The following is a 13,204-nucleotide window of genomic DNA, read 5'->3' as shown; positions in this document are numbered from 1 at the left end:
AGTTCATTTCTATCTAAGCCCTAAATAGAGAATATTTGGCTTCACTCAATACTTGACACCAATCATTGTACTCCTCAATATTTTTCTCTGGCGACAATGAATTAGCCCTGCCTGATTAAGGGGGGTTAGGGGGGATCTAAAACTGTATCTCACCAATTTGAGAAACGCTATATACCAATTTAATGTGAAGTTGCACAGAATAAACTTAAGCAAGGCAATGTTTTTATAAGCTCTAGTTATATGCAGCTTCATCAAAATTTGGTATCAGATAATTTTAGTAGAGTAAGAGAATATTTGCCCACTCAATGTTTGCTTTCTTCTAATCTTCGTCTTGGAATTCAGTTGCTATTTTATCGAGTCTTTCATTAGTATCTTTAGTCATTTTTAGTAAACCGATACTGACAATTTGTGAAGCAAGTCCGCCTGCTGTTGTGGCTGTTCCTTCAGAAGTTTTTCCTGATAGTAAAAGTCCCGCACCTGTTACGCTGATAATGGCACTAATTACAGTTAAAGTTAGAGCAATATTAAAGCTTAATTTTGCTTGACGCAGGCGTTCTTTAATTACGAGTTGTTCCATTGTGGTAGGGGTAGGGTTTTGATTATTATTAAATGTAGTCATCTTTGAAATTCCTTTATTACTTTGTTGTCTCCTATATTGACATTTGATAATGAGACTAACAATGGGAAAAGGTAAGGAAATAATTGATGTATAAAATATGGTAAATTTATGCAGTTTCACAAAAATGTATGGAAAAGTATGGAAAAGTATGGATTTATGTGTTTTGGATAGTAAATAAATTTATATGATAGTTTTGGTAAAAAGTCTAGATTTCTAAACTATCCATGAACTTAAAAGTTGAATTTACTTGGGATATAGCAGAAAAACTTGCAGATAAAGCTGTATTTGAAAAGACAGGAAAATACCTCAGTGATGTTGAAAAAATAATTATTAAAGGTGCTTGGGATAATTATACTTACGAGAAAATGGCAAAATCTTGTAATTATGCTCCAAATACTTTGAGTAAGGATTATGGCAAAAAGTTATGGGATAAACTTTCAGAAGCATTAGGAGAGGAGGTGTCTAAGAAAAATTTTAGAGAGGCTTTGAAGCGGAAATGGGATGAACAAGAATTATCAACAATACAAAACAATTTTTCAGTTAATATTCCTATACCGAAAAAAGAAACAGAAGTAGAAAAGACTATTTATATAGAACGACAACCCATTAGCTCTATTAGAGTCGCACCAGAATATCTGGAAAAAGTTAAATCGGCTGTTAAGAGTAATAATTTTCCTAGTCAAAAAAATCTAGCTATTGAGTTAGGTATTGCTCTTTCAACTGTCTCTAATTTCCTTAATTGTAGACCTGTATATTTCTTACATTTTACCGAAATATGTGAGAAATTAGGTCTTGATTGGCAAGCGATAGCTCAAACACCAGAAAGGGAAAGAAAAATAGAAAATGCCATTTATATTGAACGACCACCTATTGAATCTATTTGTTATGAAACTTTATTACAACCAGGTTCTTTAATCAGAATTAAAGCTCCTAAACAAATGGGAAAAACTTTTCTCACTAATAGAATTTTAGAACAAGGGAAAAAACATAACTACCAAGCGGCATCTATTAACTTATTAGATGCTGATACTACTGATTTTCAAGATTTAGATAAATTTTTGCGCTGGTTTTGTCGTGGTTTAGGTCGTGAATTAAATGTGCCAAAAGAAATTTTAAATGAATCTTGGGATGAGGAAGATAGTAGTAAGGTTAATTGTAAGATTTATTTTGAAGAATGCTTATTGCCAAAAGTAACAGAAGCATTGGTTTTATGTATAGATAATATAGACTTGATTTTTCCACATCCAATTGCTGAGGATTTTTTGGGATTATTACGTTCTTGGCATGAGACAGCAAAACGAAAAAATCTCTGGAAAAAGTTACGCTTAGTAGTAGTTCATTCCACAGAAGTTTATATTACTTTAGATATTAATCAATCTCCTTTTAATGTGGGCGAACCTATTGAGTTACCAGAGTTTAATTTGGAGCAAGTAAGGAAACTTACTGAAAATTATCAATTAAATTGGCAGGCTGAAAAAGTGAAGCAGTTAACTGACGTTATGGGAGGGCATCCTTTTTTATTAGACCGGGCTTTGTCTTATTTAGCAATTCGTCAGAATTTAACCTTGTCGGAATTACTAGAAAAAGCACCAACTAATGAGGGAATTTATCGCAGTCATCTGCAAGAATTATTATCAATTTTAGAAACTAATCCCGAACTAAAAGCAGCTTTTCATAAAGTTGTTATGGCAACAGAATGTGTAAATTTAGAGTCCATGTTGACTTATAAATTGTATAGTTTAGGATTAGTAAAATTAGTGGGTAATAATGTTATTCCTAGATGTGAATTATATCGGCAATATTTTTATGAACGCTTATAATGATATAGGACTATCCATTGAGGGCGCGGAAATTAGTAAATCCTGTTCGGAGGATTTCCACAACGAAAACTCAATCATAAATTACTTTTGACTTTTGACTTCCGTGAAACGGTCTATCCATGAACACAAAACAAAACCAAAATTATCAATATCAAGTAGGAGGAAGTTTACCTGCTGATGCACCTAGTTATGTGAAACGAGAAGCAGATGAAAATCTTTATCATGCCCTCAAATTAGGAGCATTTTGTTATGTGTTGAACTGCCGACAAATGGGAAAGTCAAGTTTAATGTTACGTACTAAGGCCAGATTAGAAAAAGAAGGGTTTGCCTGTGCTGTAATTGACTTAACTGATGTGGGTAGTCAAGAAATTAATGTCAAGCAATGGTATCGGGGTATTATTCAAGAGTTGGTTAGCACTTTTGACTTGAGTATTAATCGGCGAACGTGGTTAAAAGAAAGAGAAGATTTATCCCCTGTACAACAATTTAGAGATTTTTTAAGAGAAGTTTTGCTGCGAGAAGTTGGGAAAAATACTGTCATTTTTGTTGATGAGATAGACAGTTTAATTAGTCTAGATTTTCCCACCGATGATTTTTTTGCTCTGATTCGAGCTTGCCATAATAAACGGGCAGAAAATCCAGAATATCAACGATTATCTTTTGCTTTATTTGGGGTGGCAACTCCTTCTAATTTAATAGCTGATAAAACTCGGACTCCTTTTAATATTGGTAGGGCGATAGAGTTAACAGGTTTTAGTTTCGCAGAAGCCAAAGATTTCCTAACTCCTGGCTTAAAAAATAGGGTAGAAAATGCAGAACAGGTATTAGCTGAAGTTTTAGAATGGACTGGTGGGCAACCTTTTTTAACTCAAAAGTTGTGTCAAATAATTGTTCAAAATAATAATAGTAGTACTCCCGATGTGGGAGAGTTAGTTCGGACTTATATTATTAATAATTGGGAATCTCACGATAACCCAGAACACTTACGGACAATTCGCGATCGCGTCTTGGTAAATGAAAAACGAGCAAGTCGGTTGTTGGGTTTGTATCAGCAGGTTTTAATCTCGTCTTATAAGGGAATAAGAGCAAATGACAGTTCTGAACAAATGGAACTCCGCCTCACAGGTTTGGTTGTCAAATGTCAAGGCAAGTTACAGGTCACTAATTATATCTATCAACAAGTATTTAATCTTCAGTGGGTAGAACAGGAGTTAGCCAAGTTACGACCTTACTCTGAGGCGTTTACTGCTTGGCAAAAGTCGGGATGTCAAGATGAGTCGCGACTGTTGGGAGGTAAAACTTTAGCTGATGCTTTAGTGTGGGCGGGGGATAAAAGTTTGAGTGTTCTCGACTATCGCTTTTTGGCTGCTTCTCAGGATTTGGAGAAACAGGCTATTGAAGGAGAAAAGTTGGAAATGCAGGTAAAGTTGGATGCTCAGTCGAAGGTAAATCAGATACTAGATGAGGCAAAGCGGAAAGTAGAAAAGTGGCTGTGGATAAGTTTTGGACTATTGGCACTATCCTTTATGACAGCAGCTTTTACTGGAGTGATTTTTTTGCGAGCAAGTCTCGAGGTTGCGGAAGTGGAAGCAGTGCGTAAAAGTATTACTTCTCAATTATTTTTTAATTCAAATCAGTATAGGGAAGCAATCCTGCAAGCTTTAAGAGCAGCAAAACAACTACCGAGTCCTAATATCATATTCCAACCCCAGGCTAATAACAGGAAGCAGATAAAAGGTGCTTTAAGGCAAGTCATAATATCTATCTATCCTCAAAGATACCGAGAGCGTAATCTTCTGAGGGGGCATGAGGATTCGGTCAATGGTGTAGCATTTAGTCCCGATGGAGAGACTATTGCTTCTGCAAGTGATGACTATACAGTGAAGTTGTGGAACCGTCAGGGGAAATTATTGCAGACTCTCACCGGCCATGAGAGTAGGGTCAATGGTGTAGCATTTAGTCCCGATGGAGAGACTATTGCTTCTAGCAGTGGTGACAAAACAGTGAAATTGTGGAACCGTCAAGGGAAATTATTGCAGACTCTCACTGGTCATCAGAGTTGGGTCAATGGTGTAGCATTTAGTCCTGATGGAGAGACTATTGCTTCTGCAAGTCGTGACAATACAGTGAAGTTGTGGAACCGTCAGGGGCAATTATTGCAGACTCTCACTGGTCATCAGAGTTGGGTCAATGGTGTAGCATTTAGTCCTGATGGAGAGACTATTGCTTCTGCAAGTCGTGACTATACAGTAAAATTGTGGAACCGTCAGGGGAAATTATTACATACTCTCAGTGACCATAAAGATTATGTCAATGGTGTAACATTTAGTCCTGATGGAGAGACTATTGCAACTGCAAGTACCGACAATACAGTGAAATTGTGGGAGCGTCAGGATAAAGTCTTGGGTACTCTCAGTGACCATAAAGATTATGTCAATGGTGTAGCATTTAGTCCTGATGGAGAGACTATAGCAACTGCAAGTGCTGACAAGACAGTGAAATTGTGGAACCGTCAGAGGAAATTATTGCAGACTCTCACTGGTCATCAGAGTTGGGTCAATGATGTAGAATTTAGTCCTGATGGAGAGACTATCGCAACTGCAAGTGCTGACAAGACAGTGAAATTGTGGAATCGTCAGGGGAAATTATTGCAGACTCTCACTGGTCATAAGCATGTGGTCAATGATATAGAATTTAGTCCTGATGGAGAGACTATAGCAACTGCAAGTCGTGACTATACAGTAAAATTGTGGAACCGTCAAGGGAAATTATTGCAAACTTTCACCAAGCATAAGGATTTCGTCTGGGATGTAGCCTTTAGCCCTGATGGAGAGATTATAGCAACTGTAAGTTATGAATATACAGTGAAATTGTGGAACCGTCAAGGGAAATTATTGCAGACTCTCACTGGTCATGAGAATTCGGTCTATGGTGTAACATTTAGTCCTGATGGAGAGACTATTGCTTCTGCAAGTGCTGACAAGACAGTGAAATTGTGGAACCGTCAAGGGAAATTATTGCAGACTCTCACCGGCCATGAGAGTTCGGTCTATGGTGTAGCATTTAGTCCCGATGGAGAGACTATTGCTTCTGCCAGTGGTGACAAAACAGTGAAATTGTGGAACCGTCAGGGGAAATTATTGCAGACTCTCACCGGCCATGAGGATTGGGTCCGTGGTGTAGCATTTAGTCCTGATGGAGAGACTATTGCTTCTGCTGGTTATGATAAAACAGTGAAATTGTGGAATCGTCAGGGGAAATTACTGCATACTCTCATCGGTCATGAGGATTGGGTCAATGATGTAGCATTCAGTCCTGATGGAGAGACTATAGCTACTGCAAGTGCTGACAAAACAGTAAAGTTATGGAACCAGAAAGGACAATTATTGAGGACTCTGGAGGATCATCAGAGTTGGGTCCATGGTGTAGCATTTAGTCCTGATGGAGAGACTATTGCTTCCGCTGGTTATGATAAAACAGTAAAATTGTGGAATGGTTGGAAGTTTAGCTTCCATGAGTGGGCTTGCAACTGGATGCGCGACTACCTAGAAAATAACCCTGATGTGAGTGAAAGCGATAAACATTTATGTGATGGTGTTGGCGACGGGAAGTCAGAAGTCAAAAGTAAGTAAGGACAGGTTTAACTAAAATTCTTGAAAAATTGGTCATTTATTCCTCAAAACCACCCCTACCAGCTTTTTAATTCTGAGATTGACTTAACCAATTCATCAAATCATCCATAGAAGTAAAATTGAACTGAGCATCCACAAGTTCATCCAACTCAGAAATAGATAAACTCCAAATTTTAGCTTCCATTTCTTCAGAAATAATTCCCAAATTACGAGTTAGAAAACGGATAATTATTTTAGCTATTCCCTGCTTTAAACCCCGTTCAAAACCTCTTTGGAAACCCCGCTCAAAACCTCTTTGGAAACCTCGTTCAAAACCTGTCTGGAAAATATCCTGATAAATTACAGATTCTTGCATTTGTTACCCTTCTATTCAAATAAAAAAGGAATTTGAATCAGAACATTAAACTCTCCAGTCATCAAATTCCTCAAAATCCAGATTGACAAAACTACTAATTAATTCTCAGATTCATTTAACCAATTAACCAAATCATCCATAGAAGTAAAATTCAATTGGGCGATCGCTAACTCATTCAACTGAGAAATAGATAAACTCCGAATTTTAGCTTCTATTTCCTCATAAATATCTCCGAATCTGTGAGTTATTAATGTGATAATAATTTCAGCTTCTCCCTGTTGTTTACCTCGGTTTAAACCTGTTTACAAACCACGTTGTTCGCCACGTTGTTCACCAATTTTTTCTCCTTTGTGAAGAATATCCTGATATATTACAGACTCTTTCATTATCTCCTCCCTCAAAAGTTGACGAATTAAATTTTTATCAAACCTTAAACCCCTAGTATTTCCGCAGCAGCAGAAATATTTTTTTGTTGATTTGACTCTTCTATTCTACCAATTCTTTCTGCTACCTGTGACAATAAAGCTGTCGGACTTTCACTACGAGTTAAAGTTGCTAATGGTAATAAAGCATTATCAGCCAAAAAAGGTGCCGACTCCTCCTCCCAAAGTCGAATTACTCGATAAGAATGCCGAGTATTTTGCCTTTAAAATTTATTTTGAAAAGCCAATTCTGAATCAATCTCTTTTAACAAGATAACCACTTGCTCAATATCACACCAATATTTCCCATAAAGCAACGTCCAATATTTGAGCATTCTATAGGGAATTGGTGGATCAGAAAAACTGCTATTAAAGCCATTCATTCTGACTCCTGACTCCTATTATTTAATGCCATATTTATTCATAAAATCTAAGAGAATTTTTTGATGAAATTCACCAAGCGATCGCTCCATTCCAGCATTCTCAGAATAAGCTTTACCTGCCTTAATTTCTGCTGGAGTTAATAACCCCATATCCCAACCTTCTCCCAAAACCAAATCTTTTAATTCCACAGTTAAAGGAGCATGAAATACATGACGAACAACTTTAACATCAGAGTAAACACCAAATTCCGAAACTGTCTCAGGAATATAACTTATTTCTTCTGCTAATTCTCGTTTCAGAGCCACTTCTGCTGTTTCTCCAGGTTCGATATGACCTCCAAAAAAAGCCCAAACACCAGGATAAAAAATAGTCGGAATATTATCCCGGAGTTGCATCAGAAATTTTCCTTCTCGGTAAAGAATAGCGATCGCTACATGAGGTAAATTATTGTTGTTCATTTTCTTCTTGATTTTGATTTTCAACTTCTACTCGTTCTATTTCTTCTACATAGAAATCTCCCACATCCTGGTTACCTAATTCAGGAACCACAATACTTTGATAACTTATTCTCCCTTTAATTGTTATTTCCGTTCCCACCTCTGGTAATTCTGCTTTAGTAAATATCCAAATACTGCCAGTATCATCTGTTAATTCATAAGCACCAGTTTCTAAGAAAGGAGCTTTACTTTCTACAGTTCCTTTCAAATATACTTGGCGATCGATTTTACCCTTTGTTTGAATTTTGCTAATTCGACTCACATTTAGACTTAATTTAATCGCTGTTTCTGTAATTTTTCCGCAACTAATTAAACTTGTTACTAACAGCAGAATTAGAATAGTTTTGAATTTATTAAAAAATGGATTTAAGCAGAAATAACGAATAAACAGAAAGCTAAATGGAAACTTCTGCAATATTCTTAATAAATTCATTCTCAATATATTTTTATCAAAATAATTGGGTCTAAAACCCCGCCTTTTAAGGCGAAATCTTTTTGGAAGGGGGCTCAAATTCCCGTTACAAAAATAACTTCTAACTGCTGACTTCTGACTTCTGACTTCCTTAATGGCTTCCCTGGTTCTCATCAAAACTTTTTTTCCTTATTTCAACTATTGTTTTATAATTATTACTAAAAAAAATAAAATTTATTTCCATCACTTTCATCATACTTAAAATTTAGAGTTATAGCAGAAGAAAGAAGGAAGAAGTAAGAATAAGAAATCTGGCGTTGTCTGAGTTTTCAGCTTTAGTTCTATCCTAACCTTTGCTTTGACTGCTATAATTTTTTTTAATATCGCCGAAAAATTAAGCTTTAAAGCCTCTACCCATCAAAGATAAAAAAGAAAAAAACATCTTTTTTGAAGGAGAAGTAATTTCAGTTATCAGTGATCAGTTATCAGTTAGCCTCCTCCGGAGGAACTGCGCCCTTCAGCAATAAAGAGGCTTGATATAAGGAATAGTCTCTTTTTTTTATCCCTTTAAAAAGAGAGGCGCATACCCACAAATTTTCGGTAATTGTTAATTATTAATTGTTGAATTCTTTCATCCTGACTAAAGAAATAAGGTATCAAACCTGTCCTTTCAAGAAGATAAAAAAAGAAAATTCAGTATTTCAAGCCTCAAGCTTAAACCTGAGATACTGATAACTGTTAAATTTTAACTGAAATTACCCTAGATTCCACTAAAATATTAGTCTTCAAATAAAAATACTTTATAGTTCCATAATACCAATAAAATATTTAACTCTATATTGAATTTTTTAGCGCCCAAAATTCAACAATATTTTTATTTACTTAAAACATCACAAAATCTACTTTTAGATACTAATAACCATACTATTATTTTTATGTTGACAAGAAAATATACTTTAAAAATCAAAAATAAAAATAAAGAAATCTATTCCGATACAGAAATTTAAAAGCAAAGCTCAAACAAGAAATAAAAATGGTAAAAAAATTAGACGGTAAAGCACTGGCCAAAAAAATCAAAGCAGAACTCCAACAAAAAGTTCAGACCTTGCAAAGCAAAATTGGTCGTCCTCCAGGGTTAGCAGTATTAATGGTAGGAGACAACCCCGCCAGTGCAGTATATGTCCGCAACAAAGAAAAAGCCTGTAGTCAAGTAGGGATATCCTCCTTTGGCAAACATTTTCCGGCCCAAACATCTCAAGCTGAATTAACACAAGTTATTCAACAATTAAACCAAAATCCAGAAGTAGACGGTATTCTCGTCCAACTACCTCTACCAGAACACTTAGACTCTACCTCTTTACTCTACCAAACAGACCCCAGTAAAGACGTAGATGGACTTCATCCCATGAATTTAGGTCAACTGCTTCGAGGTGAAAAAGGTTTACGCAGTTGTACTCCTGCGGGAGTGATGCGCTTGTTGCAAGAATACAAAATAGAATTACAGGGAAAACAAGCAGTGATATTAGGACGTAGTATTTTAGTCGGCAAACCAATGGCATTAATGTTATTAGAAGCTAATAGTACAGTAACTATTGCCCATTCTCGGTCTCAGAATTTGGAGGCCATAACCAGAAATGCAGATATTCTGATAGCAGCAGTTGGTAGGCCAGAAATGATTACGGCGGAGATGGTCAAACCAGGAGCAACAGTAATAGATGTAGGAATTAATCGAGTCACAGATGAGGCAGGTAATAGTCGGTTAGTAGGAGATGTTCAATTTGACTCCGTAGCGGAGGTAGCAGAATTTATTACTCCCGTGCCTGGTGGAGTAGGCCCGATGACTGTAGCAATATTATTACAAAATACAGTAGAACGCTGGAGTAGTTTACTCGAGTAGGGGAGTAAGGGAGTGGGGGAGTAGAGGAGTGGGGAGTAGAGGAGTAGAGGAGTAGAGGAGCAGGGGAGTAGTAAACATAAGAATAATATACATTCACTGGCGAATAATCGCTCTTAACGCTATTGAATCCTGCTATTTATAGCATTCACCACTATAGTTAGGACATCGGGTAATTAGGGTTTGCTGAAAAAGTCTTATGGGTGAGGGGAGGAGACAACCCACCCCTCGCCCCTCCCCCGACCGTGGAGGGGAAGACAGGAGACAACCCACCCCTCGCCCCTCCCCCGACCGTGGAGGGGAGAAATGGGAATGAGCGAGGAGGTAGGAGCTAAGTTTTGTCCCTTAATTTTTCTGCCCAACTCTTGCACAAAATGCTAGTTTTTTGAGCTTTCTTGAGCGAAAACAGGCGCACTTTTTTCAAGCAAAAACAGCTAAAACCTTTATATATCAATGCTTTTATCTTTGAACGGTAAGCCCTAATTATCAAACACCAACCAGGCAGTTACTATAGAATTTGTCATATAGTTGGGAGAGTAGGGGAGTGTGGATAGAACTATCAACATATACTGTATAACCGGATTCTGTATAACACCCACCTACTGGAGTGGTACACCTAAAACTTTGCAATAGATTTTTGTTTCTAGGTATCTTTATCCCCCCATCTTCCCATCTCCCCATCTCCCCATCTTAGCTGTGTCAGTCTACTACTACCTAAAACCTTCTTCAAATAAATTTTCAGGATTTCCACCAATAAAGTGTATAATCTATGGTGCTAATGCCAAATAGTGGCCATAATATTAATCCCATGCTCCCTCAATTTCAAATAGATACAACTTTTGACTTATCTACCTATCTAGCAAAGCGAAAAGCTCTGGTTGAAAAAGCTCTGGACAATTCTATTACCGTAGTCTATCCAGACAAAATTTATGAGGCAATGCGCTATTCCCTATTAGCAGGTGGTAAGCGGTTACGTCCAATTCTTTGTTTGGCTAGTTGTGAGTTATCAGGCGGAAATATAGAGATGGCAATGCCCACTGCCTGTGCATTAGAAATGATCCATACTATGTCATTGATCCACGATGACTTACCCGCAATGGATAACGACGACTATCGCCGAGGTAAATTAACAAATCATAAAGTTTATGGTGAGGATATTGCTATTCTGGCAGGGGATGGTCTGTTAAGTTACGCTTTTGAGTTTGTAGCTACTCAAACTAAGAACGTCCTACCCCAGCAAGTGCTACAAGTAATAGCTCGTCTCGGAAAAGCTGTGGGAGCAGCAGGGTTAGTCGGAGGCCAAGTAGTAGATTTGGCTTCAGAGGGACTTTCAGAGGTATCTGAAGAAACACTACATTTTATCCACACTCACAAAACAGGTGCTCTTTTAGAAGCTTGCGTAGTCTGTGGAGCAATACTTGCCAATGCTTCCCAAGCTAATCTACAAAGACTTTCCCGTTATGCTCAAAATATTGGTCTAGCTTTTCAAATAGTTGATGATATTCTCGATATTACTGCCACTACAGAAGAGCTAGGGAAAACCGCCAGAAAGGATATAGAAGCTCAAAAAGCTACCTATCCTGCTATTTGGGGATTAGAAGAATCTAGGTGTCAAGCTCAAAGACTAATTGAGAATGCCAAGGCAGAGTTAGAAGTTTTTGGAGAAAAGGCCATGCCATTAATAGCCTTAGCAGATTTTATTGTCAGTCGCAGTAACTAGGAGTACAATATGCAAAATATTGGCGAAATCATGGATAACCATGTTCTATGGGTTGCTCTCCTAGCTTGTGGAATAGCCCAAGTCGTCAAGGTAGTGGTGGAGTTAGTTCAAAATGGTAAGATTAATTTACAGGCTTTAGTCACAGCAGGAGGAATGCCCAGCTCTCATTCTGCATTTGTAGCTGCACTGGCAGTAGGAGTGGGTCAAGCCAAAGGTTGGGGGAGTCCAGAGTTTGCACTGGCTTTAGTTTTTGCCATCATAGTCATGTATGATGCAGCAGGAGTTCGTCAAGCCGCCGGACTACAAGCACGAATTCTCAATCAAATTATCGATGAATTTTTCCAAGAAGACCACCATCTCAGTCAAGACCGTCTCAAAGAGTTATTAGGCCATACTCCCGTACAGGTAATAGCAGGTTTTGTTCTAGGAGTAGCTGTATCTTGGATTGCTAGTTTTAGTTATTGATTGATTTAATTCTAGGACTAATTAATGTTACCCGACTACTATCCACAACAAAAGCTAAAAATCCGCGATCGCTTAAGTTGAACAAACTGTTTGTAGCAGCTCTCCTATTCTTAGTATATGTAACCAATAAGAAAGGTTTTTGTCCATAGGCAACTAAACCTACATTACGCCCTAAACTTCTTTCTAACTGTAGAGCAATTTCTGGTTGATTATTATAATCGACTAAAACTGCAAAACCCGTACCCAGGGGTTGAGGATTAAATCCTATTTCTGGAGGCGCTGGCAATGAAGTATCTGATAGAGTTGTTTCTTCACTAGGTCTCACCACATAAGCAGACAACCCTACAATGTCCTGAATATAACGCGCCCAATCACTAGCCACATCTTTGTCATCAAAACCTCGGATACTACTAACAGTCTGGTCGATGTAGCGACAGACTTCGATGATAATATCTGGCGGTAAACTCCGTCTAACTATATCTTGAGCTGCTGATGTCTCTGTAATTATTACCAGTAAGTATTCGTCATTAGCAGGGGGTTGACAAGTTTCTACACCAAAAGCATAGTTAGCATCAATTGTCAAGGATGACAAAAATAAAAAAGCTGAGGCCATAAAAGTTTTCAAGCCCCCCAAGCAGAATTTATTGAGTTGCATTTGAGTCTGATTCATGGCCAAAAACAAATTAGGGAGTAGGGAATAGTAAAGACGTTGGATGCAATGTCCCTACAGAGGAGGGAATAATTTGATATATTCTCAAGATAGATGAAGATCATTTTTATATAATCCGGTTATATCGTATGTGTTGATCATTCTATAATTACTTCAATATTCAACCTCCCCGACTCCCCGACTCCCCGACTCCCCGACTCCCCGACTCCCCGACTCCCCGACTCCTAACTCTCTCTTCAAGAATCTTTCACAGAAGCATCCTCAACAGAACCTTTAGCTTCTGTTGAGGATGCTTCTGTGAAAGATTCTTGAAA

General features: G+C 37.6%; 11 protein-coding genes and 1 pseudogene. 5 read left to right on the top strand and 7 right to left on the bottom strand.

Translation table 11 applies throughout. From position 1 onward, the window contains the following. Window positions 1-319: 319 nt before the first annotated feature. Window positions 320-619 carry a hypothetical protein gene (locus F6K13_RS03565; protein WP_240038821.1) on the bottom strand — a complete coding sequence of 100 codons (300 nt, stop codon included), beginning with the start codon at window positions 617-619 and terminating at the stop codon, window positions 320-322. 224 nt (window positions 620-843) lie between these two features. On the opposite strand from F6K13_RS03565, the gene F6K13_RS03560 reads away from it, so the two are divergent. After that, window positions 844-2,439, top strand: coding sequence for an AAA-like domain-containing protein (locus tag F6K13_RS03560; RefSeq protein WP_240038822.1), 1,596 nt, complete (start codon window positions 844-846; stop codon window positions 2,437-2,439). Between the two features lie 119 nt (window positions 2,440-2,558). Beyond that, entirely contained in the window at window positions 2,559-6,071 is a 3,513-nt protein-coding gene (locus F6K13_RS03555) for an AAA-like domain-containing protein (protein WP_124154128.1), read from the top strand. Between the two features lie 67 nt (window positions 6,072-6,138). Here F6K13_RS03555 and F6K13_RS03550 read toward each other — a convergent pair whose 3' ends face one another. From F6K13_RS03550 to F6K13_RS03535, 5 genes and pseudogenes are all read right to left on the bottom strand, one after another. Further along, window positions 6,139-6,426 (bottom strand): DUF4351 domain-containing protein, encoded by a 288-nt coding sequence (locus F6K13_RS03550; RefSeq protein WP_124143840.1) that lies wholly within the window; start codon window positions 6,424-6,426, stop codon window positions 6,139-6,141. Between the two features lie 98 nt (window positions 6,427-6,524). Continuing rightward, window positions 6,525-6,704 (bottom strand): annotated as a pseudogene (locus tag F6K13_RS34905) (DUF4351 domain-containing protein); the annotation flags it as partial. Between the two features lie 152 nt (window positions 6,705-6,856). Next, window positions 6,857-7,009: a hypothetical protein gene (locus F6K13_RS03545; protein ID WP_205127270.1), complete on the bottom strand. Its 153-nt coding sequence runs from the start codon at window positions 7,007-7,009 to the stop codon at window positions 6,857-6,859. Between the two features lie 240 nt (window positions 7,010-7,249). Then, window positions 7,250-7,690, bottom strand: a complete 441-nt coding sequence (locus F6K13_RS03540; protein ID WP_124143841.1) for an NUDIX hydrolase — start codon at window positions 7,688-7,690, stop codon at window positions 7,250-7,252. Beyond that, entirely contained in the window at window positions 7,677-8,162 is a 486-nt protein-coding gene (locus F6K13_RS03535; protein ID WP_124143842.1) for a DNA-binding protein, read from the bottom strand. The genes F6K13_RS03540 and F6K13_RS03535 overlap by 14 nt, the downstream gene beginning before the upstream one ends. A 1,012-nt stretch (window positions 8,163-9,174) precedes the next feature. Between F6K13_RS03535 and folD the strand changes: the two genes are divergently transcribed. The 3 genes from folD (at window position 9,175) to F6K13_RS03520 (ending at window position 12,220) form a co-directional block, all read left to right on the top strand. After that, the gene (gene folD, locus F6K13_RS03530; RefSeq protein ID WP_124143843.1) at window positions 9,175-10,038 is read left to right on the top strand and encodes a bifunctional methylenetetrahydrofolate dehydrogenase/methenyltetrahydrofolate cyclohydrolase FolD; all 864 of its coding nucleotides are present in this window, start codon (window positions 9,175-9,177) and stop codon (window positions 10,036-10,038) included. A 775-nt stretch (window positions 10,039-10,813) separates the two neighbouring features. After that, entirely contained in the window at window positions 10,814-11,755 is a 942-nt protein-coding gene (gene crtE, locus F6K13_RS03525) for a geranylgeranyl diphosphate synthase CrtE (protein ID WP_240038834.1), read from the top strand. Between the two features lie 9 nt (window positions 11,756-11,764). Beyond that, window positions 11,765-12,220: a divergent PAP2 family protein gene (locus F6K13_RS03520; RefSeq protein ID WP_124143844.1), complete on the top strand. Its 456-nt coding sequence runs from the start codon at window positions 11,765-11,767 to the stop codon at window positions 12,218-12,220. On the opposite strand, the gene F6K13_RS03515 is transcribed toward F6K13_RS03520, so the two are convergent. Further along, window positions 12,210-12,833 (bottom strand): hypothetical protein, encoded by a 624-nt coding sequence (locus F6K13_RS03515; RefSeq protein ID WP_192901065.1) that lies wholly within the window; start codon window positions 12,831-12,833, stop codon window positions 12,210-12,212. The genes F6K13_RS03520 and F6K13_RS03515 overlap by 11 nt on opposite strands. Window positions 12,834-13,204 lie beyond the last annotated feature (371 nt).

The organism is Okeania sp. SIO2B9 (assembly GCF_010672505.1).
In the GTDB taxonomy this organism is placed as follows: Bacteria; Cyanobacteriota; Cyanobacteriia; order Cyanobacteriales; family Microcoleaceae; genus Okeania; species Okeania hirsuta.
This window is presented reverse-complemented; position numbering and strand designations above follow the sequence as displayed.

Excerpts from the sequence above, each read along its gene's own strand:
- F6K13_RS03565 (WP_240038821.1), bottom strand. The coding sequence starts at position 619 with ATGACTACATTTAATAATAATCAAAACCCTACCCCTACCACAATGGAA.
- F6K13_RS03560 (WP_240038822.1), top strand. The coding sequence starts at position 844 with ATGAACTTAAAAGTTGAATTTACTTGGGATATAGCAGAAAAACTTGCA.
- F6K13_RS03555 (WP_124154128.1), top strand. The coding sequence starts at position 2,559 with ATGAACACAAAACAAAACCAAAATTATCAATATCAAGTAGGAGGAAGT.
- F6K13_RS03550 (WP_124143840.1), bottom strand. The coding sequence starts at position 6,426 with ATGCAAGAATCTGTAATTTATCAGGATATTTTCCAGACAGGTTTTGAA.
- F6K13_RS03540 (WP_124143841.1), bottom strand. The coding sequence starts at position 7,690 with ATGAACAACAATAATTTACCTCATGTAGCGATCGCTATTCTTTACCGA.
- F6K13_RS03535 (WP_124143842.1), bottom strand. The coding sequence starts at position 8,162 with ATGAATTTATTAAGAATATTGCAGAAGTTTCCATTTAGCTTTCTGTTT.
- folD (WP_124143843.1), top strand. The coding sequence starts at position 9,175 with ATGGTAAAAAAATTAGACGGTAAAGCACTGGCCAAAAAAATCAAAGCA.
- crtE (WP_240038834.1), top strand. The coding sequence starts at position 10,814 with ATGCCAAATAGTGGCCATAATATTAATCCCATGCTCCCTCAATTTCAA.
- F6K13_RS03520 (WP_124143844.1), top strand. The coding sequence starts at position 11,765 with ATGCAAAATATTGGCGAAATCATGGATAACCATGTTCTATGGGTTGCT.
- F6K13_RS03515 (WP_192901065.1), bottom strand. The coding sequence starts at position 12,833 with ATGGCCTCAGCTTTTTTATTTTTGTCATCCTTGACAATTGATGCTAAC.